15 protein-coding genes are annotated in these 21377 nt (G+C 42.1%); 14 read left to right on the top strand and 1 reads right to left on the bottom strand.

The features are described 5' to 3' along the window. Positions 1–97 precede the first annotated feature (97 nt). The 9 genes from I595_RS04800 (at position 98) to I595_RS04760 (ending at position 12075) form a co-directional block, all read left to right on the top strand. The gene (locus I595_RS04800) at positions 98–1339 is read left to right on the top strand and encodes an LVIVD repeat-containing protein (RefSeq protein WP_054558256.1); all 1242 of its coding nucleotides are present in this window, start codon (positions 98–100) and stop codon (positions 1337–1339) included. A gap of 205 nt (positions 1340–1544) precedes the next feature. Next, complete coding sequence (locus tag I595_RS17095; RefSeq protein ID WP_083467497.1) at positions 1545–2078, top strand: BPTI/Kunitz domain-containing protein; 534 nt, start codon at positions 1545–1547, stop codon at positions 2076–2078. Between the two features lie 132 nt (positions 2079–2210). Continuing rightward, complete coding sequence (gene topA / locus I595_RS04790; protein ID WP_054558255.1) at positions 2211–4706, top strand: type I DNA topoisomerase; 2496 nt, start codon at positions 2211–2213, stop codon at positions 4704–4706. Positions 4707–4771: 65 nt separating this feature from the next. After that, positions 4772–5929 (top strand): formimidoylglutamase, encoded by a 1158-nt coding sequence (locus tag I595_RS04785; RefSeq protein WP_054558254.1) that lies wholly within the window; start codon positions 4772–4774, stop codon positions 5927–5929. 123 nt (positions 5930–6052) lie between these two features. Further along, the gene (gene porK, locus I595_RS04780; protein WP_054558253.1) at positions 6053–7414 is read left to right on the top strand and encodes a T9SS ring complex lipoprotein PorK/GldK; all 1362 of its coding nucleotides are present in this window, start codon (positions 6053–6055) and stop codon (positions 7412–7414) included. A gap of 110 nt (positions 7415–7524) precedes the next feature. Continuing rightward, complete coding sequence (porL, locus tag I595_RS04775; protein WP_054558252.1) at positions 7525–8175, top strand: type IX secretion system motor protein PorL/GldL; 651 nt, start codon at positions 7525–7527, stop codon at positions 8173–8175. 46 nt (positions 8176–8221) lie between these two features. Beyond that, a complete protein-coding gene (gene porM, locus I595_RS04770) occupies positions 8222–9793 on the top strand; it encodes a type IX secretion system motor protein PorM/GldM (protein ID WP_054558251.1) in 1572 nt (523 codons plus the stop codon). A 19-nt stretch (positions 9794–9812) separates the two neighbouring features. Further along, positions 9813–10715, top strand: coding sequence for a type IX secretion system ring subunit PorN/GldN (gene porN / locus I595_RS04765; RefSeq protein WP_054558250.1), 903 nt, complete (start codon positions 9813–9815; stop codon positions 10713–10715). 304 nt (positions 10716–11019) lie between these two features. Continuing rightward, complete coding sequence (locus I595_RS04760) at positions 11020–12075, top strand: NAD(P)/FAD-dependent oxidoreductase (protein ID WP_054558249.1); 1056 nt, start codon at positions 11020–11022, stop codon at positions 12073–12075. Here the strand turns inward: I595_RS04760 and I595_RS04755 are convergent. After that, entirely contained in the window at positions 12066–12452 is a 387-nt protein-coding gene (locus I595_RS04755; RefSeq protein ID WP_054558248.1) for a DUF983 domain-containing protein, read from the bottom strand. The two genes, I595_RS04760 and I595_RS04755, sit on opposite strands and share 10 nt — an antisense overlap. Before the next feature lie 66 nt (positions 12453–12518). Here I595_RS04755 and I595_RS04750 point away from each other — a divergent pair, with 66 nt between their 5' ends. From I595_RS04750 to I595_RS04730, 5 genes are all read left to right on the top strand, one after another. Beyond that, entirely contained in the window at positions 12519–14429 is a 1911-nt protein-coding gene (locus I595_RS04750) for an ABC-F family ATP-binding cassette domain-containing protein (RefSeq protein ID WP_054558247.1), read from the top strand. A 127-nt stretch (positions 14430–14556) separates the two neighbouring features. Further along, positions 14557–15450 (top strand): leucine-rich repeat domain-containing protein, encoded by an 894-nt coding sequence (locus I595_RS04745; RefSeq protein WP_054558246.1) that lies wholly within the window; start codon positions 14557–14559, stop codon positions 15448–15450. Between the two features lie 137 nt (positions 15451–15587). Beyond that, positions 15588–16724, top strand: a complete 1137-nt coding sequence (locus I595_RS04740; protein ID WP_054558245.1) for an efflux RND transporter periplasmic adaptor subunit — start codon at positions 15588–15590, stop codon at positions 16722–16724. Beyond that, positions 16721–20008: an efflux RND transporter permease subunit gene (locus I595_RS04735; protein ID WP_083467496.1), complete on the top strand. Its 3288-nt coding sequence runs from the start codon at positions 16721–16723 to the stop codon at positions 20006–20008. Before I595_RS04740 ends, I595_RS04735 begins: the two co-directional genes overlap by 4 nt. Further along, a complete protein-coding gene (locus I595_RS04730) occupies positions 20008–21375 on the top strand; it encodes a TolC family protein (RefSeq protein ID WP_054558244.1) in 1368 nt (455 codons plus the stop codon). The genes I595_RS04735 and I595_RS04730 overlap by 1 nt, the downstream gene beginning before the upstream one ends. The last annotated feature ends 2 nt before the right edge of the window (positions 21376–21377 follow it).

The following is a 21377-nucleotide window of genomic DNA, read 5'->3' as shown; positions in this document are numbered from 1 at the left end:
TATGACAAGTTGACAGTTAAACTTTATCCAAAGATTACGCAACTTTGTTTAATGTTTTACATCATATTGATATAAAATCATATAAAAACTTAGACAAATGAAAAATAGTTTGGTCCTCATAACGTGGTTTATCCTTCTGGGATTGGTGTCCTGTGAATATGCTGAAACTGGTGAATATGCAGACTATCTGGTGGCCAAGCCATTGGTAGTGAGCAGGGCAGAATTTGCTAACAGCATTACGGTAGAACCTCCTGGGAGTATAGAGGAATCAGGTAAAATTTATGCGTATCAAGATTATATTTTCATCAATGATAAATACAAAGGTGTCCATGTTATAGATAACAGCGACCCCAATGCTCCAGAGAAAATTGCATTCATCCAAATTGCGGGTAATGTGGATATCTCCATTAAGGACAATTTTTTGTATGCCGATAGTATTACGGATTTGATCGTTTTGGATATTTCTGATATCAATAACATTCAACAGGTAAACCGTTTAGAGAATGTCCTTAGGGATAATGTTGTTTTTCCCGCACAAGCCCAAATTTTTGATTGGGGCGACATTGATTACGACAATGAGGTTGTCGTGGGATGGCAAGTAGTTACGGAACGAAGAAGGATTGAAGACGTTGTACAGCCAGATATTTTTATTGACACTGCCGAGCTTGCAAATGATGGTAGTGATGGCAATGGCCAAGGGGGCTCATTGGCCCGTTTTAAGATTGTGGCAGATTACTTGTATGCCGTGGATAGCCACCAGATTAATGTTTTTGACATTTCTGACCTTTCCAACCCTGAGGATTTGGAGGATGTTTTTGCAGGATTTGATATTGAGACTATTTTTAATCGTGACAATTACCTGTTTTTAGGAAGTATGCAAGGCATGTATATTTATGATATCTCTGCACCGGCCACACCAACATTTGTATCGGATTTTCAACATGGCACAGCTTGCGACCCAGTGGTGGTGGATGACAATTATGCTTATGTAACCCTAAGAGGCGGTAATTTCTGTGGCGCTACGGAAAGTGGGCTTTATATAATTGATATCACTGAAATTGAAACTCCGGAACTCGTAGTGATATATCCTATGGATGAGCCATACGGTTTGGGGATTAAAAACAATCAATTGTTTGTGTGTGACGGTAGTTCTGGACTCAAGGTCTATGATACGTCCAATATCCCAGACTTGCCGCAGCAGAACCATTTTAGGGATGTTGTGACCTTTGATGTCATCCCACTGGAGCAACAGTTGCTTATGGTTGGGGATGAAGTGTTGTATCAGTATGAATATGTAAATGATGATATCCGATTGATCAGTACATTACACTTTAATTAAAGCTCTTGCACATGTTGATGTGTGCAAAGAACCCATTGGCAGTTGTGGCGATTTTGAGGAACGGAAAACAGTTTTAATAACGGATATTAACGCTAAAGATTTCAGCGCAAACCCGCCTTCCGGAAGACAGGCACAAATAGTGCTTATTATATCACTATAATTCACTCGATTTAAATTTATTTAAATGCAAAACAGGTTCAATTAAATGAAAAAAATCCTCCTTTTTTTATCGGTGTCCGCTGTGCTTTGCTCCTGCAGCAAAGATGGTGGTATTTCACAGGAAAGTTTGGAAGCACAGTTTTTACGAATTCAGGAACTATCTAAAAGTATCACTTGTGAGAATAGTGCTGATTGGCAATTTATTGCCGTTGGTTACAAGGCATGTGGTGGTCCAGAGGGGTACATTGCCTACCCAACCAGTATAAATGTGGAAGAATTTCTTGGGCTTGTGGAAACATACAATAAGGATAGAAAGCTTTTTGTGGAACAAGAGGGATTGTTTTCTGACTGTTTGTTCGTATCTCCACCTGCGGGGATACATTGTGAGAATGGTGAAGCCGTTTTGGTGTACACCCTTTGTGATTTAGAACCGGATGGAGGCTTATGTAACGCTGCGATTCCAAAATACTATTATGACAAAGAGACCCAAAGTTGTAAGGAGTTCATTTGGGGCGGTTGTAATGGTGTGGTGCCTTTTGATACGCTAGAGGCCTGCCTTAACTGTGAAGGTAATAACTAGGATTAGTTGGTTTTAGTTTTGAATTGTGCACTCAATTTTTGCCCTTTTAATGACCTCTCACGGTAGGATGGTGGATGTTTTAAAAACCAAAATCAAAAAATTCATATACTTTTGTTTCGCAAAATATATTGAATGCCAAAGAATTTAGTCATTGTCGAGTCCCCGGCAAAAGCAAAAACCATAGAGAAATTTTTAGGAAAAGATTTTCAGGTAGAATCCAGTTTCGGCCATATTGCCGATCTTCCTTCCAAAGAGTTGGGGGTGGATGTTGAAAATGACTTTCAACCTAAATATATTGTGGATAAGGACAAAAAAGCCTTGGTCACCAAATTAAAGGGTTTGGCCAAAAAGGCGGAGACTATTTGGTTGGCAAGTGATGAGGACCGGGAGGGAGAGGCCATTTCGTGGCATTTGGCAGAGGAGTTGGGTCTAACCAGTAAGAATACCAAAAGGATTGTTTTTAACTCCATTACCAAGTCTGCCATACAAAAGGCTATTGAAAACCCACGGGAGATCAATTATAATTTGGTGAACGCCCAACAAGCTAGGCGCGTTCTTGATCGTTTGGTGGGGTATCAACTATCGCCTGTTCTTTGGAAAAAAATAAAGCCTGGGCTTTCTGCCGGGCGTGTACAATCCGTAGCAGTGCGTTTAATTGTGGAACGGGAACGCGAGATAGAAGCATTTACACCGGAAGCCTCCTATCGTATTAAAGGGATGTTCAAGACCAAGGGCGGTAAAACTTTTGAGGCTAAACTCAATAAGACCTTTGGTTCAAAGGAAGATGCAGCATCTTTTCTAAAACAAAATATAAGCACTGACTTTTCTGTGGCCAAGTTGGATAAAAAACCGGCAAAGAAATCCCCGGCGGCGCCATTTACCACATCTACCTTGCAACAAGAAGCGTCAAGGAAACTTTATTTTTCCGTAGGTAGGACTATGCAAGTGGCACAACGCCTTTATGAAGCGGGTCTGATCACCTATATGAGAACCGACAGCGTTAACCTGTCTAAAGAGGCATTGACGGCGGCCAAGGAGGCTATTGTGGCCAATTATGGGGAGAGCTATAGTACGGTAAGGAATTATACGGGCAAATCCAAAGGAGCACAAGAGGCCCATGAGGCCATACGCCCAACAGATATGAAATTACAGTCCCCTTCTTTGGAGCGGGACCAATCCAAACTATATGAACTGATCTGGAAGCGCACCTTGGCCTCCCAAATGAGTGATGCCCAGTTAGAGCGTACCAATGTGAGAATCAGTTCCAGCGGCCATCAGGAGGAATTTACCGCCAATGGGGAAGTCATCAAATTCGAAGGTTTTTTAAAGGTATACTTAGAAGGAACGGATGATGAGGAAACTGCGGAAGAGCAGGACGGTATGTTGCCGGCAATGGTTGTTGGTGAGGCTTTAAAGAACCAATACATAACCGCTACGGAGCGTTTTTCCAGACCACCTTACAGATATTCAGAGGCTTCGTTGGTCAAAAAATTAGAAGAGCTCGGTATCGGTAGACCTTCTACCTATGCACCTACCATTTCTACCGTGATCAACCGTGGTTACGTAGAGAAAGGCACTATAGAGGGCTCAGAACGCAAGTATGCCCAGTTAGTGTTGGAAGACGGCGAAATAAAGGAAAAAGGCCTTTCAGAAATGGTAGGTTCGGACAAGGGTAAAATGGTTCCAACGGACATTGGAATGATTGTGAATGATTTTTTGGTGACCCATTTCACTAAAATCCTTGACTACAATTTCACGGCCAAGGTAGAAGAGGATTTTGATGAGATAGCAACGGGGGATGAGGATTGGAAAAAAGTAATGAAGGCTTTTTATGATGACTTTAACCCAACGGTCCAAGACGTTGAGGCAAATGCGGAGCGTGCTAGCGGTGAACGAATTTTGGGTAACGATCCGGCATCCGGAAAACCAATTTTAGTGCGTTTGGGCAAGTTTGGTCCCATGGCACAGATCGGTGATGCGGAAGATGATGAAAAACGCTTTGCGAGCTTGTTGCCAGATCAAAGTATTACTACCATAACGTTTGAAGAAGCTTTGGAACTCTTTAAATTGCCCCGGAAACTAGGCGTGTATGAAGGGGAGGAGGTTGAGGCCAATGTTGGTAGATACGGGCCGTATGTAAAATTTGGCAAAAAGTTTATTTCACTGGATAAGGGCGAAAGTGCTTTTGAAGTGGAAATGGACAGGGCCATTGAATTGATCAAAGCAAAACAAAAGGCCGATGCTCCCATTGCCCATTACGAGGACAAGGAAGTGACCAAAGGAGTAGGTAGGTTTGGTCCATTTTTAAAATGGAACGGTATGTTTATCAATGTCAATAAAAAATATGACTTTGATAACCTGACCAAGGATGATATCGTGGAGCTTATCGAGGCCAAAAAGCAAAAGGAAATTGAAAAGTTGGTGCAGGAATGGCCAGAAGAAGGCATTAGAATAGAAAAGGCGCGATGGGGAAGGCATAACATCATTAAGGGTAAGGTTAAAGTAGAATTGTCCAAAGACGTAGATGCCTCTAAAATTGCCTTGGATGAAGCGCAGGCGCTGATAGAAAAAAAGATGCCCAAGAAAAAAACAAGGGCCAAAGCCAAACCCAAAGCGAAAAAGTCTTAATTAGAATAAAAGCCCTTATCCATCTGGATTCCTTAGTCGGTTCCGGATGCCAATAAAATGGTACCATGGCATTTGATTTTTTAATTCCCGTTAGTGAAAAAGTATTGGCGTTTTCAGAATTTTTGCCGCCTCAGTCTTTAGGAAAAAACACGTTTAAACATACCGAAAAAAAAGGCTTGCCCGTTTTTGCCAATGCAACGGTGGCTATTTTTGGGGTATTGGAATCAAGGAACGCTTTTGAGAAAAAACCGGAAAAGCTCGATATTGACGCCATAAGGATTCAATTGTACAGGCTCATGATGGGCAACTGGAATTCCAATATTATAGACATAGGGGATGTAGCTCCCGGCGAAACGGTAGAAGACACCTATTTTGTGGTGCGTGAAATCGTGGCCGGGCTTTTGGAGGAAAACATTGTACCCATAGTCATAGGTGCTACCCAGGACATCACTTTTGCCACATATAGGGCTTTTGATGCCATAAAGGAAATGATAAATGTGGTCAATATTGATAGCCGATTTGATTTTGGTGAGGATGACGAATTAATTTCCTCAGAGTCCTATATGAGCCGCATCATTACCGATAAACCCAACAACCTCCATAATTTTTCCAATTTAGGTTATCAGAGTTACTTTAATGCACAAGAGGAGATAGACCTTATGGAACGCCTGTTCTTTGATGCATATCGTCTAGGGGAAATAACCAATGATATTACCTTGGCAGAGCCGGTTTTGCGCAATGCCCATTTGGTAAGCTTGGACATGCGCGCTGTCAGGGCTAGTGAAATGGGCGTTACCACAGATTTCTCGCCCAATGGATTTGATGGCCGCGAGATTTGTGCCATTGCCCGTTACGCAGGTATAAGCGATAAGGTTGCCGTATTTGGTATTTATGAAATGGCCAACACCTCCCTTTCTGCACAGTTGGTGGCCCAGATTATTTGGTACTTTATAGAGGGGCTTAGCTTTAGGGTAAAAGAATTTCCCACGGCCAACGATGAAGACTTTACAAAATTTACGGTTCCTACGGACACCGAGGAACTTATCTTCTTTAAAAGCCACCTTACCCAAAGATGGTGGGTAGAGGTGCCTTCAATTCTTCCAGAGCATACTAAAACAAATTCGATTGCGTTATTACCATGCACTCAACAGGACTATCTTGATGCTTGCAATCAAAATATTCCCGAGAGATGGTTAAAAGCCTACAAAAAGGGCTTTAACTGAACAGATTTTTTTTAGCGTATAAACTGTTAACAATACAATAATTTATTCAAAAGCGAGTTTTTAGAGAATAATAGAAGTTGTGTTTAGCAATTTGTAATCTTAAATCGAAATTTAACCTAAAGTATGAGAAAGCTATTGTTATCATCTATAGCGTTTGTTTTTTTGCTCACAAGTTGTGGGTCTAAATCAAAGTCAAAAGGTGAATTAGTTGGTGTAAAGGGTAAAAAATGGTATCCTGAAAAACCGTACGGAATGGAACTTATTCCGCAGGGCTCATTTATCATGGGTAAGGCAGAAGAAGACCAGGCCAAGGTGTTGAACGCTCCTACTAGAACAGTAACCGTTCGTTCCTTTTATATGGATGATACGGAAATCACCAATAGTGAGTATCGCCAGTTTGTAGAATGGGTAAAAGATAGCGTTGTGCGCACGCAGTTGGCCATATTGGCAGATCAACTGGGCCTAACTCCAGAGGATGAGGGTATAGGGGAATATGCCTTTATGGATGCAGATACCACTAAATTATCTGAGTATGACAAGTACATGTTGGATAATTATGTGGGTATAGATGATGAATACGGTGGACGCGCACTGAATAAGGATGTAGACCTTGTGTGGGACGTGAATGACTATCCAGATGAGTACTATACGGAAATTATGGTAGACTCTATTTATCTGTCCGAAGATGAAACATACAATGGCCAACGTACCATAGATGTAAAAAAGTTAAAGTACAAGTATAATTGGATGGATATTGAAGCTGCTGCAAGGGCAAAGACCGGTAGCAGAAAAGATTTTATCCGTACGGAGGAATTTGAGATCTATCCAGACACTACCGTGTGGATTCGTGATTTTGAATATTCTTACAATGAACCTATGCACAATGACTATTTCTGGCATGATGCCTATAGTGATTATCCGGTTGTGGGTGTAAGCTGGCAACAGGCCAAGGCATTTTGTCATTGGAGAACAAAATTTAAGAATGATGACCAAAAGAGTAGGGGTCGTCAGTTCGTCAACCAGTTTCGTTTGCCTACAGAGGCAGAATGGGAATATGCGGCCAGAGGCGGCATAGAAGGCGGGACATACCCTTGGGGCGGTCCATATGTGATTAGCGACACAGGTTGTTTTATGGCCAACTTTAAGCCACAACGTGGTGATTACGCAGCAGATATGGCACTGTACACCGTAGAGGCCAAATCTTATGAACCCAACGATTACAATCTTTATAATATGGCCGGTAACGTATCGGAATGGACCAATTCCAGCTACGATCCCGGAGCATATGAGTATGTTTCCACAATGAACCCAAACGCTGGCTCCGGTCAGAACAAACGTAAGGTGATTCGTGGTGGTTCTTGGAAAGATGTCGCTTACTTCCTTCAGGTAAGTACGCGGGATTATGAATACCAAGATTCAGCAAGAAGCTACATTGGCTTCAGAACCGTTCAAGATTACATGGGCGAGGAAGACTTTGACCAATAAAACAAAACAAACAAACAAACAAAAAGAAAATTAGAATCAGTACGTAGAACACTGTATCACAGGTCTTGTAACCAAATTCTTATTATATAACTTAAATTAAATTTAAAATTATGGCACAGTCAAAATCAACAAAAAAACTTTTCAACATGGCCTATGGCCTTGGTGCATCGGTGGTAATTATCGGAGCATTGTTTAAAATCCTCCACTGGGAGTTTGGACCATTAAATGGTGGTGTCTTACTCGCCGTTGGTCTAATTACCGAAGCATTGATTTTTGCGATCAGTGCATTTGAGCCAGTGGATGATGAATATGATTGGTCTTTGGTATATCCAGAATTAGCTGGTGGCCAAGGTGCCGAAAGGAGCAATGAGTTGGCCGAGGTAAAAGAAGCCGAAAGCTCTTTGTCCGCTAAATTGGACAACATGCTCAAAGAGGCAGGTCTTGATGCCAGCTTAATGGAAAGCTTGGGAGATAGTATCAAAAGTTTTGAGGGAGCCGCTAAAAACTTGGCACCTACCACAGATGCCATCCAGCATACCCAAAAATATTCTGAAGAACTTTCACAGGCCGCGGCCCAAATGGAGTCCTTGAACAGCTTGTACAAAGTACAGTTAGAGAGTGCGAGCAGACAAGCCTCTATTAACGAGGAAGTAGTACAAAACGCTGGTGCGTTAAAAGACCAGATGGAATCTTTGGCAACTAACCTATCATCATTAAATGGTGTTTATGGTAACATGTTGTCTGCTATGAGTAGAAACTAATTAGCGCCCCAAATTTAATATTAATCAAAACTAATTAGAAAAACCCATGGCAGGAGGAAAACAATCACCACGTCAGAAGATGGTCAACCTTATGTATTTGATCTTCATCGCGATGTTGGCCTTGAATATGAGTAAAGAAGTGCTAGCCGCATTCGGATTAATGAATGAAAAGTTAGAGACTTCCAATGATAAAATGACCGCGAGCAATTCAGACTTCTTTGAAGGTCTGGCCACTAAAGCATCGGAAAATGCTGAAGAGTACGGTTCGCTTTACAAAAACGCACAGACGGTCAAGCAACTTTCAGACGATTATTACGCGTACTTGGAAGCATTAAAGACAGAAATGACCCAGGGTCTAGAAGACCCAAAAGATTATGTGGTCATGGACAAGTCAGATTTCTTGGATGGTAAGTTCTTCCAGGGAGATAACCTGACCGAAGAAGGAAAAAAGTTTTTGGACTTTGTGAATACCTATCGTGATGGTGTTATTAACGCCTTACCTAAAAACAAATTCAGCGATATTAAGGAATCTGTTAAGACGCGTTTCTCCACCGGAGATGCGGAAGGTAAAGTAGAAAAACGTGACGGTACACGCCAAGATTGGATCAACTACCATTATGAGGGTTTCCCAATGGTAGCTTCATTGACCAAGTTAACACAGTTACAAGCCGATATTAAAACTACGGAGCAAGAAGTGCTTAAGAGTTTGTTGGAAGGTAATTTAACGGCTGCGGTTTCTTTAAAAAACTTTACCACTTCTTTGAATGCCTCTAAATCTGCATTCTATGCCGGTGATAAGTACGATGGAAAAATCATCGTAAGTAAAACCGACAAAACGTCTACACCTGTTAAGGCAGATTTGACCTTGGATGGCAGAAAATTAACTGAAGGTAAAGATTATAAGCTAGAAGCTGGTGGTGTTAAAATGCTGATTGGTGCTGGAGCTCCCGGTGATCATGAAATTAAGGGTACCCTTACCTTTATGCAAGATGGCAAGGAAGTTCCTGTGGAAGTGAACAATGCTTTCGCAACTATTTCCAAGCCTAATGCTGCGGTGATTGCTGCAGATAAGATGAATGTAGTATACCGTGGTGTTGCCAATCCAATGACAATTTCCATCCCTGGTATTCCTGATAACAAGGTTTCTGCATCTGCCCCAGGTCTTTCTAAAAGAAGCGGTAGCAAGTATGTAATGAACCCAGGAAAAGGTAGAACGGTAACCATTAGCGCTTCTGGTATCTTGCCAGATGGACAGCGCATCAATACGCCGGCCACCTTCCGTATCAAGGATATTCCAAGACCTGCAGGTGCAGTTCGTGGTGAAACCGGAAGTGTAAAAATGCCAAGGAAAAACCTTGAGGTATCCACAATCAGTGCAATGTTGGAAGATTTTGATTTTGAACTGAACATTGGTGTAAGCGGATTTAAACTAAAGGTGCCAGGACAGCCATCTGTTGTGGTAAGAGGAAACAAAATGAATGCCGCTGCCAAGGGTGCGCTCAAAAGGGCAAGACGTGGTGACGCCGTACAGATTTTTGATATCCAAGCGTATATCACAAATAACAAGAGCTACAAATTGAAAAAAGTATCTCCGGTTGTTGTTGAGCTTACAAACTAAATTAAAGTAGAAGTTAATTATGAATTGGAAAAACGTTTTAGTAATCGCTGCAGTAGGCTTCTTGCCAGTATCCATGGTAGCACAGGCAAATATTTTAAATGCCAAGAAACCACAGGATATTGGAAAGAAAACAGAAGCGCAGATAGAACAGGACAATGATACCTACCTAGAGTATGGTTATGTTGACGATAGGGATATTCTCTGGTCAAAAACCGTATGGGAGACCATTGATCTGGACGAGCGTGTGAATTTTCCGCTGTATTATCCTACGGATACCATTGGTATTGGTGCTGACAGAAGGTCTTTATACCATGTATTGATGAAAAACATCAAAAATGGAAAATTGACCGATGTCTATACGGATTCTTATTTTACGGACAAACGTAAATTAGAAGACCTAAGCGCAACCTTGAGAAAGGTGGATACCACGGATTTAGGGTACGAGCAATACAACGCAGGAGAACAGATTTCTGAAGAGTTTATCAACATCAGGGATTTGGATGCTGCCGATATTGAGGAGTACAGAATCAAAGGTATGTGGTACTTTGACAAGCGTCAGGGAGAGTTAAAATATAGGCTGTTGGGTATTGCACCCGTAGCGCCAGACGTTAACTTTATAGATGATGAGTCTGTTGATCCCAACGCTAATAAGGTAGAATTGTTCTGGGTTTGGTATCCAAGCGCTAGGCAAGTTTTACATGAGGCCAAAGTGTTTAACAACCGTAACTCTGCACAGCCTATCACTTTTGATATGTTGTTGAACTCAAGAAGGTTCAACGGTGTCATTTATAAAGAGGACAATGTGCACGGAGACCGTAAGATTGACGATTACGTTTTTGACAACGCCTTATTTCAATTGCTTGAAGCCAATAGAATCAAAGAAACTATTCGCGATAGAGAGCAAGATATGTGGGCGTATTAGTGCCAAAAGGATAGCAGATCCTTGTTCAAAGGAAAGATATCCGCAAGTTTAAAAAATTCCAATTCTATAATATAACGCCCCGGCAATGATGCCGGGGCGTTTTTTGTGTTGACCATTTAGACCTCCATTTGCTGCAAGTTTAACCAAATGCCAGATGGGTCATTGTGGTTGATGGTTTGGGTCGCCAGTCATTTAATACTCGGCTGGCTTGGAGACTATTGCCCATGTTTATGATGTATCTGTTTACCCTATTAAATAGGTTGACTTGTTTTTAAGGGTTGTTAAACTACCCTAACTTTGTGTTATGGTAGATTATTTGGTAGTAGGTCTTGGATTGGCCGGTATCTCATTTTGCGAAAAGTTGGAGGCAGCCGGTAAAAGCTTCATGGTTATTGATGATAACTCCCAAAGGGCCTCTGCCGTAGCAGGGGGGCTCTACAACCCAGTCATCTTAAAAAGATGTACCATGGCCTGGAAGGCTCGGGAACAAATGGAGCTGGCGATACCGTTTTATGAAGGTTTGGAGCGTAAACTTGGGGTGAAACTGGATTATAAGCTACCTGTACTACGGAAGTTTGCATCGGTAGCCGAGCAAAACCTTTGGTTTGAGGCAGCCGGTAAAAAAGATTTAGATTATTATCTTTCAACCAAAATTCTGGCCAACAACAATCCTCACCTAAACATCCCCTTTGGTTTGGGGAAGGTAAGGTATACCGGCCGTATCGCTACCAAGACCTTGTTGAAATCTTACAAAACGCATTTATGCCAAAATAAAAAATACCATGGGGAGACCTTCAATTTTAAGGCTATGGTACTTGATAAGGATACGGTAGTTTATGAAGGGTTACGCGCAAAGAACCTAGTTTTCGCCGAAGGTTATGGCATGCAGCAGAACCCATTTTTTAATTACCTGCCCCTTAACGGTACCAAGGGTGAGTTGTTGACTGTTTACGCCCCAGAGCTTAAAGCCCCAAACGTGGTAAAATCCTCTGTTTTTATCATTCCCTTAGGAGAAGATAGGTATCGGGTTGGTGCTACCTACAAGTGGAAGGATAAGACCAACACGCCTACTGAGGAGTCCAAAAAAGAGCTAATGGAAAAACTCAATAGTTTAATTACGTGTACTTATGAAGTAGAGGATCATGTTGCCGGGGTTAGGCCTACGGTAGCGGACAGACGCCCACTAGTGGGCAGGCACCCCGTACACACCAACTTGTACGTTCTAAATGGGTTTGGCTCAAGGGGCGTGTTAATTGCACCCTACGCGGCGGACCAACTGTTGGCCTTTATAGAAAAAGGAATACCCTTGGATGTAGAAATGGATATTTCCCGTTGTACAAAAAAATATTTTCAGGGCTGATTGGCCAATTTGGGGTCATAGCTCATAAATAGGTTGATCCATATATTGCGGGAAAGCCTTATGATTACAGGCATCATTACGATTAGGGTCACAACTATGGCCAAAAATGTTTGGCTCAAAGACGCATTTAAGAAAACAAACGCAATGATGAAGGTGGCCACGGCAAAAGCAACACCAAGACCATAGCTCACATACATGGCTCCGTAAAAGAAAGAGGGCTCGATCTTATATTTGGTATTGCAACTGGAGCAACGTTCGTTCATTTTAAATAATTTGGTCAATACATAGGGGTTTCGTTCCAAGAACATACTTTCCTTATGGCATTTAGGGCAACTTCCTGTTAAAATACTGTAGAGTTTGCTTCCTTTTTTTAACATTTGCAAGCATTTGGGGGTAAAATTACAAAATCGCTTTTGCCCAGTAGGTAACATCAATTACAAAGCATGTTAAATATCCACAACCTTTCTGTTTCCTTTGGCGGGGAGTACCTGTTTGAAGAGATTGCCTTTCGTTTAAACTCGGGGGATAGGGTAGGTCTTATCGGTAAAAATGGTGCTGGCAAATCAACCTTGCTAAAACTGCTAAGTAAAGACATGCAACCAGATTCTGGCACCATTGCGGCGGATAAGGAAATAAAAATTGGGTTCTTAAGGCAGGATATTGATTTTGAACAGGGCAGGACCGTTCTGGAAGAGGCTTATCAAGCCTTTAGCGAGATAAAAAGCCTTGAGGCCAAATTGGAAAACGTTAATACCCAGTTGGCGGAGCGCACAGATTATGAAAGTGAAGGCTATCACCAACTTATGGTAGACTTAAATGAGCTTACCCATCAATATGAAATCCACGGAGGTTACAACTACCAAGGGGATACGGAAAAAGTGTTGCAGGGACTAGGGTTTTTACGTTCCGATTTTGACAAGGAAACCGATACCTTTTCAGGTGGTTGGCGCATGCGGATAGAATTGGCCAAGTTATTGCTCCAAAAAAATGATATTTTATTGTTAGATGAACCTACCAACCATTTGGACATCGAGTCCATCATTTGGCTAGAGCAGTTTCTCAAGAACTATACGGGGGCCGTGGTCATTGTTTCCCATGATAAGATGTTTCTTGATAATGTGACCAACCGATCCATTGAAATTTCCCTAGGGCGTATATACGATTACAACAAGCCCTACTCCCAATACCTAGAACTCCGCAGTGAGATAAAGGAACAGCAACTCAATGCCCAAAAGAACCAAGAAAAGCAGATACAGCAGACAGAGAAGCTTATTGAAAAGTTTAGGGCTAAGGCATCTAAGGCATCCATGGCGCAATCCCTCATTAAAAAATTGGATAAGTTGGACCGCATTGCCGTGGACGAGGATGACAATGCCGTGATGAATTTGAGGTTTCCAGTTTCCGTAACCCCTGGAAAAGTAGTGGCAGAATTGGAACAATTGGACAAAAGCTATGGGGAAAAAGTGGTGCTAAAGAACATTAACCTATTAATTGAACGTGGCAGTAAAACTGCCTTTGTGGGCCAGAATGGGCAGGGAAAAACAACGCTTGCCAAGATCTTGGTACAGGAACTGGATTACCAAGGACGCCTTAAAATGGGCCATAATGTTCAGATAGGGTATTTTGCGCAAAATCAGGCAGAATATTTAGAGGGCAATAAAACCATTTTGGATACCATGGTTGATGCGGCCAACGAAACCAATAGAAGTAAGGTCCGGGATATTTTGGGCTCTTTTCTCTTTCGTGGCGATGAAGTTGATAAATATGTAAAGGTACTCTCCGGTGGGGAACGCAATCGTTTGGCATTGGCCAAGATGCTCCTGCAGCCCTTTAATGTTTTGGTCATGGATGAACCCACCAATCATTTGGATATCCAATCTAAAAACGTTTTAAAACAGGCCTTGGTCAATTTTGAAGGTACTTTGATTTTGGTTTCGCATGATCGGGATTTTTTACAGGGTCTTACGGATAAGGTTTATGAATTTAAGGATGGGGGCATCAAAGAGTATTTAGGTGATATAAATTTTTACCTAGAGGAGCGCAATGCAGAAAATTTCAGGGCCATTGAGAAAAAGGAACAAGCTGCCGCCACCGCAAAAAAGGAAAGGCCTACCAATGATTACCAGCGCCAAAAGCAACTTAAATCGCTTCGTAATAAGTTAAGTACCATAGAGCGGAAAATAACGGGGCTGGAAAAGGCCATAGCCGATTATGACCATCAATTACTCATGGAGTACGATAAAACTGTCGCGGAACCATCTTTTTTTGATACCTACCATGGCGCTAAGAAGGATTTGGAGGGCTTGATGAAGGAATGGGAGCATATTTCTACGCAACTTGAGAATAAAATGTAAGATATATCTTACTTTACCACATTAATTACTTGTTTTACAACAGTATTTAGACTCTTCACCTCTTTGTTTTGCTTTATTTGTAGTCTTCTTATTTATTTGTAAGTAAAATCTTATAAATACTAAAAGGATGCTCAAAAAATATGTTGTTTTTTATCTGCTTTGTATGGGTGTTGGTTACAGCAGTTTCGCTTTGGATATCATAGCGGAGGAAGAGAAGCAATCTTTGTTGGATATTTATAACAGTACCAATGGCGAGGAATGGACCGTAAGTTGGGATATTGGGTCCCATGTGGGCAATTGGCAGGGCGTAACCCTTAAAAATGGTCATGTAGTTGGCTTAAACCTGTTTAACAATGGCTTAAAGGGGACGCTGCCACAAAGCATAGGCAACCTCACACATCTTGTCCATCTTAATCTTGCGTTTAACAATTTAACCGGTCAGCTGCCCACGACAATTGTTAAACTAGAAAATCTAAGGGTTCTAAAATTGGAGATGAATAGATTAAAAGGGGCGTTGCCAGATGGTATTGGAAGGTTGCATAGGTTAGAAGAACTTTCTTTGTACAACAATTTTATCTCTGGAGCAATTCCAGAATCCGTAGGGAATATTAAAGGCCTAAGGATATTTAACCTTTCCAGTAATAATTTAAAAGGAATTATTCCCGCATCCATTGGGGAGCTTACCCAACTGGAAGTTTTGGGACTGTTTGAAAATGGCTTGGAAGGCAGCCTACCCCAAGAAATGGGTAAATTGGGTCATTTAAAGGAATTGGTGTTGGCCAACAACAGGCTAGGTGGTGAAATTCCGGTTGAGTTTGGACAATTGGCCAGTTTAAAAGTGTTGCAAATACAAAATAACAGTTTTAAGTCCTTTAAAGGTTTAAAGCTCATGGATGCCAAGCAGTTTTTGGTCTTTGATACGGATGATACCACCTTGGGGCCATATAATGAAATTAACCTGGAACGCATGCGTACGCGCACGGCAGATACCAAATTTGAAGATGATGACAATAATGAGTAGTTAGTTATACTTTAGTTTGTTTGGTTCGGGGACGTAGAGGTACGTCCCCTTTTTTGTTTAATAGCAAAACTTTTAAGAAGAATTTAACCGTGCTGTGTAAGGCATGGCAATAATTTTGCAAAAACTAATCCAACTGCATGCGTAAACTAATACTCTCCATTGTCATTGGAGTTCTAGTACTGGGAGCCTCGTTTTACGGGGCCAAGCTTATTATTGATAGCAAGGAAAATAGAAGGCCCCAACCTAAAAAAGTAGTGAAGACGGTTTTTGTGGATACCGTAAAAAACGGCACTGTTGCCATCAAAGTTCCTGCAAATGGCAACCTAGTTGCAAAAAACAGGGTAGAGCTTTTTGCTGAGGTGCAAGGGGTTTTTAGAAAAGGGAGCCAGCTATTTAGAACCGGGCAGGAGTACAGCCAAGGGCAGGTGCTGATCAATATTGATGCCGCAGAATATTATGCCAGCGTGCAAGCCGCAAAGAGCAATCTTTATAACCTGCTCACCTCCATTATGCCAGACCTTCAATTGGATTATCCGGAACATTATCCCAAATGGCAGGCTTACCTTGCAAACTTTGATGTACAAAAAAGTACCCCAAAACTTCCGGAAATCACCAATGAAAAGGAAAAGTTCTTTATCTCTGGCAGGGGCATTTTTAATAACTACTATAACGTTAAAAACTTAGAGCAGCGGTTATCAAAGTACAAACTTTATGCGCCTTTCTCCGGGATTTTGACGGAGGCCCTGGTGACAGAAGGTACATTGGTTCGTGCTGGGCAGAAACTTGGGGAATTTATAAAGACGGATGTGTACGAACTTGAAGTTGCCGTTGGAAAGTCTTATGCGGATTTTTTAGAGGTGGGAAACGCAGTAAACCTTACCAATTTGGAAAAAACCAAAACTTACGCCGGAAAAGTGTCGCGGGTCAATGGCAAAGTAGATCAAGCTTCACAAACGGTGACCGCATATATTGAGGTTGCAGGGACTGGTCTAAAGGAGGGCCAGTATTTGGAAGCGGAGCTAGATGCAAAAAATGAAGAGAACGCCATTGAGATAGACAGGAGCCTCCTTACGGAAAATCAACAAATTTATGTGGTACGTGACAGTGTTCTTGATGTCATAGATGTTACCCCTGTGTATTTCTCGGATAAGACCGTGGTGCTAAAGGATGTTCCTGAAGGTGAAACCATTGTATCTAAACCCGTTGCCGGTGCTTACGCTGGTATGCTGGTTAGGATCTTTGGGTCGGAACCTAAAGAAACCGTTGCCAAATGAGAAAGGTTATAGAATATTTTATTAGGTACCATGTAGCGGTCAATGTCATTATTTTGGCTTTCTTGGTATTTGGTGTGGTGGGTGCCCTATCACTTAAATCATCTTTTTTCCCGTTAACGGAATCTAAGAACATTCAAATTCTTATTACATACCCTGGTGCGTCGCCCCAAGAGATAGAGGAAGGCATTGTACTTAAAATTGAAGACAATTTAAAAGGGCTACAGGGTGTTGATCGGGTCACATCCACGTCCCGGGAGAATACGGGATCCATCAACGTAGAAATTGAAAAGGGCCAAGATATTGATTTTATGCTGTTGGAGGTCAAGAATGCGGTGGACCGTGTTCCTAGCTTTCCTACCGGGATGGAGCCCCTGATCGTATCTAAACTTGATGCCGTAAGGCAAACCATTAGTTTTGCCATTAGTGGGGAACAGATTTCCCTGGCCACGCTTAAGCAAATTGGCCGTCAGATAGAAAATGACCTTAGGGCAATTGATGGCATTTCACAGATTGCCATTTCCGGTTATCCGGAAGAGGAGATAGAGATTGCGGTTGATGAAAACAGTCTTATGGCTTATGCTATTTCCTTCAATGAGGTGGCAACTGCTGTTTCTAATGCCAATATATTGGTGACCGGTGGTAATATTAAGACCAGTGCGGAAGAGTATCTAATTAGGGCCAATAACCGATCATACTATGCAGATGAGCTATTGAATATAGTGATAAGGGCAGATGCCACTGGAAAGACCGTAAGGTTAAGGGACGTGGCCAAGGTACGTGACCGTTTTTCTGAAACACCAAATGCATCTTATTACAATGGGGACCTTGCGGTAAATGTCACCATTACCAGTACCAATACGGAAGATTTAATCGGTTCGGCAGAAAAGGTGAAGGAGTATCTTGAGGATTTTAACCAGAGATATAATAATGTAGAAGTTAACGTTGTTAGTGATTTGAGCATCACCCTTAACCAACGTACCCAACTATTGACGGAGAATGCCATTGTTGGTATGTTGTTGGTGCTCATCTTTTTGTCCTTGTTCCTGAACACAAGGCTTGCCTTTTGGGTCGCTTTTGGATTGCCCGTGGCATTTTTGGGAATGTTTGTACTGGCACCCCTTTTCAATGTCACCATAAACGTATTATCCTTGTTTGGGATGATCATTGTTATTGGGATTTTGGTGGATGATGGTATTGTCATCGCTGAAAACATTTATCAGCACTATGAAAAGGGTAAAAGCCCGGTACAAGCGGCCGTGGATGGCACTATGGAAGTGATACCGCCCATTGTTTCCGCCATTATCACCACGATATTGGCCTTCTCCATTTTTCTTTTCCTGGATGGACGCATTGGGGATTTCTTCGCAGAGGTTTCCGTTATCGTGATATTGACATTAACCGTTTCCTTAGTGGAAGCCTTGATTATCCTACCGGCCCACTTGGCCCACTCCAAAGCACTGCAACAACAACAAAAGACCCCAAAAACAGAAATAGGAAAAATTTTTGCCAAACTGCGGGTCATCAATAAGGCAGGTGATCGTTTTATGGGTTGGATGAGGGATAATTTATATAGCCCTACCCTACGTTTTGCTTTAAAATATAAAATACTCACTTTTTCCCTCTTTGTGATGGGGCTTGTCCTAACCTTTGGATCCATCGGCGGCGGCATCATACGTACAGCGTTTTTTCCAAGAATTGCCAGTGACCGCGTATCTATAGAATTATTGATGCCCAACGGCACCAACGAAAAGGTGACCGATTCCATCATCAGTCTAATCGAGGAAAAGGCTCTAGTGGTAAATGAAGAATTAACGGAACAGTATTTAAAGGGTACAGATAAGGTTCTTTTTGAGAATATCATTAAAAATGTAGGTCCCGGCTCATCTGCAGCAAGTTTGGTTATTAACTTATTACCAGGGGAAGAACGTCCGGATGCCATACGTTCGGATGTGGTTACCACAAGGCTTAGGGAGTTAGTGGGGCCAGTTATTGGGGTAGAAAGCTTGGTGTACGGATCAGGTGGTAATTTTGGGGGTAGCCCGGTCTCCGTGTCCCTTCTGGGAAATAATATTACGGAACTTAAAGCAGCCAAAGCAGAGTTAAAACAGGCGCTTTTGAACAACGACTTATTAAAAGACGTCACGGACAATGATCCAGCAGGAATCAAGGAAATCCAATTGGAACTTAAAGAGAATGCCTATTTACTTGGCTTGGACCTAAGGACTGTTATGAACCAAGTAAGGGCCGGTTTTTTTGGGGCACAAGCGCAACGCTTTCAGAGGGGCCAAGATGAGATACGAGTTTGGGTGCGGTATGACAGGGATAATAGATCCTCTATTTCAGATTTGGATGAAATGCGTATTGCAACCCCAACGGGTCAGCGAATTCCGCTCAAAGAAATTGCCACCTATAAGATTTCACGGGGAGATGTGGCCATTAATCATTTGGAAGGGCAACGGGAAATACAGATAAGTGCAGATTTAAAGGATGCGGAGACCACCAGTGCGCCGGACATCCTTAGCTGGATCAAGAATGAGATTATGACGGAGATACAATCCAAATATCCAACTGTTACAGCTTCTTACGAAGGGCAGAACAGGGAAAGGAACAAGCTTTTTGATTCCTTAAATTTTGTTGGGTTGGCGGTACTTTTTTTAATTTATCTCACTATCGCATTCACGTTCAGAAGTTTCAGTCAGCCTTTGTTATTGTTGCTCATGGTGCCCTTTAGTTTAACTGCGGTGGCTTGGGGCCATTGGTTACAGGGCTTTCCTATCAATATCCTATCCATGCTGGGAATTATTGCCCTTATCGGTATAATGGTTAACGATGGTTTGGTGCTCATTGGTAAGTTCAATGGCAACCTAAGGCAGGGTATGGTATTTGATGATGCCCTTTTTGAGGCAGGCAGGTCCAGGTTCCGAGCTATATTTTTGACATCCGTCACCACCATTGCAGGGTTGGCGCCACTATTGTTTGAAAAAAGCCGCCAAGCACAGTTTTTAAAACCCATGGCCATTTCCATAGCCTACGGTATTGGTTTTGCCACCGTGCTCACTTTGCTCTTGTTGCCGTTGTTCCTATCTTTTAGCAACAGCCTAAAAACAGGTACGTTGTGGTTGTTTACCGGTACCAAACGAACCAAAGAGGAAGTGGAGCGAGCCATTAAAGAACAGCAAGAGGAGGCCCATATGGGAAACTTGGATAACCAATCAAATGGGCAATTAAATGAATCCGGCACCGCTTTGGAGGCCGACAAAACTCAACTAGAAGAAATTTTATAATGCAAAAAAGGATTATCAGGTGCGTACTTTTTGCACTTTTTCTATGCTTTGGAGTAACTGCCCAAGAGCAGCGTTTGTCCAAAGAAGGTGCGGTCGCCATGATGCTGGAGCGTAATTTTGGGGTTAGGATTGCCCAAAACAATGTTAAGGTGGCAGAAAACAACAAAAGTATCTTGAATTCTGGTTTTTTGCCGACGGTAACGGCCAATGCCAATGCCAACTACCAACGTGATGATTCCACTTTTGAATTTCCCGGTCAGTTTATTACAGATGAAAATGGAAATCAAGTACCAAGGCCGGATACAGAATTGTATAAGGCGGAAGCACAACGGTATGGAGCGGGAATAAGCAGTAACTACATTCTTTTTGATGGGTTGGGTAGGCTGTATGACTATAAACGTTTAAAGGAAGAATACAATCTTACAGAGCTGCAGGCAAGGGAAACCATAGAAACCACCATGCTACAGCTGTTCACGGTATATTTTGAGGTAGCTCGCCTTACGGAAAATATTGCGGTGCTAAAGGAAACCTATGACAATACCCAAAACCGATTGCAACGTGCCGGTTATAGTTTTGAATACGGGCAAACCAATAAACTTGATGTTCTTAACGCAGAGGTGGATTTAGTGAATGACAGCATTAACCTAATTAACGAGAAACAATTATTAAGAAATACCCAACGCGATCTTAACGTATTGTTGAACGAGGATTTGTCCCAGCTTTATAACGTGGATACCACCATTGTTTTTACCAATCCCATAATATTGGAGGAGTTTTTGGAGGTTGGTGAGCAAAACAACATACGGATGTTGCAGGCAGAAAAAAACATTACCATAAACGATTATATTCTTAAGTCCGGAAAGTCGGTGCTGTTGCCAACCGTTGGATTAACCGGTTTTTATGGTTGGAATCTGAACCAAAATGCGCCAGGAGCCTTCTTCCCTGGGGTAAACGTGAACAATACCAGAAATTTTGGATTGGGAGCCACCCTAACCTGGAATATTTTTGATGGGGGCAACGGAATTACCCAAATTAAAAATGCCAAGGTGCTTCTGGACAGCCAGGAAATTTTGGAGCAACAGATCAAACAAGAGGTGCGCCGCGATATTGCCAATGCAGAGGGCAACTATAAAAACCGATTGCAGATATACAGGCTGCAAGAGCAGAATGTGAGTACGGCTACCGTAAATTACACTCGCTCTAATGAGCAATACAAATTGGGACAGATCACCTCTGTGGAACTGCGGCAGGCACAGTTAAACCTCTTAAACGCAAAGACCAGCAAGAACTTGGCCAAATATAACGCCAAACTGGCGGAGTTGCAGTTGCTACAGCTTACTGGCCAATTATTGAACGTTGCCCTTTAGTT

The organism is Croceitalea dokdonensis DOKDO 023 (assembly GCF_001306415.1).
Classification (GTDB): Bacteria; Bacteroidota; Bacteroidia; order Flavobacteriales; family Flavobacteriaceae; genus Croceitalea; species Croceitalea dokdonensis.
This window is presented reverse-complemented; position numbering and strand designations above follow the sequence as displayed.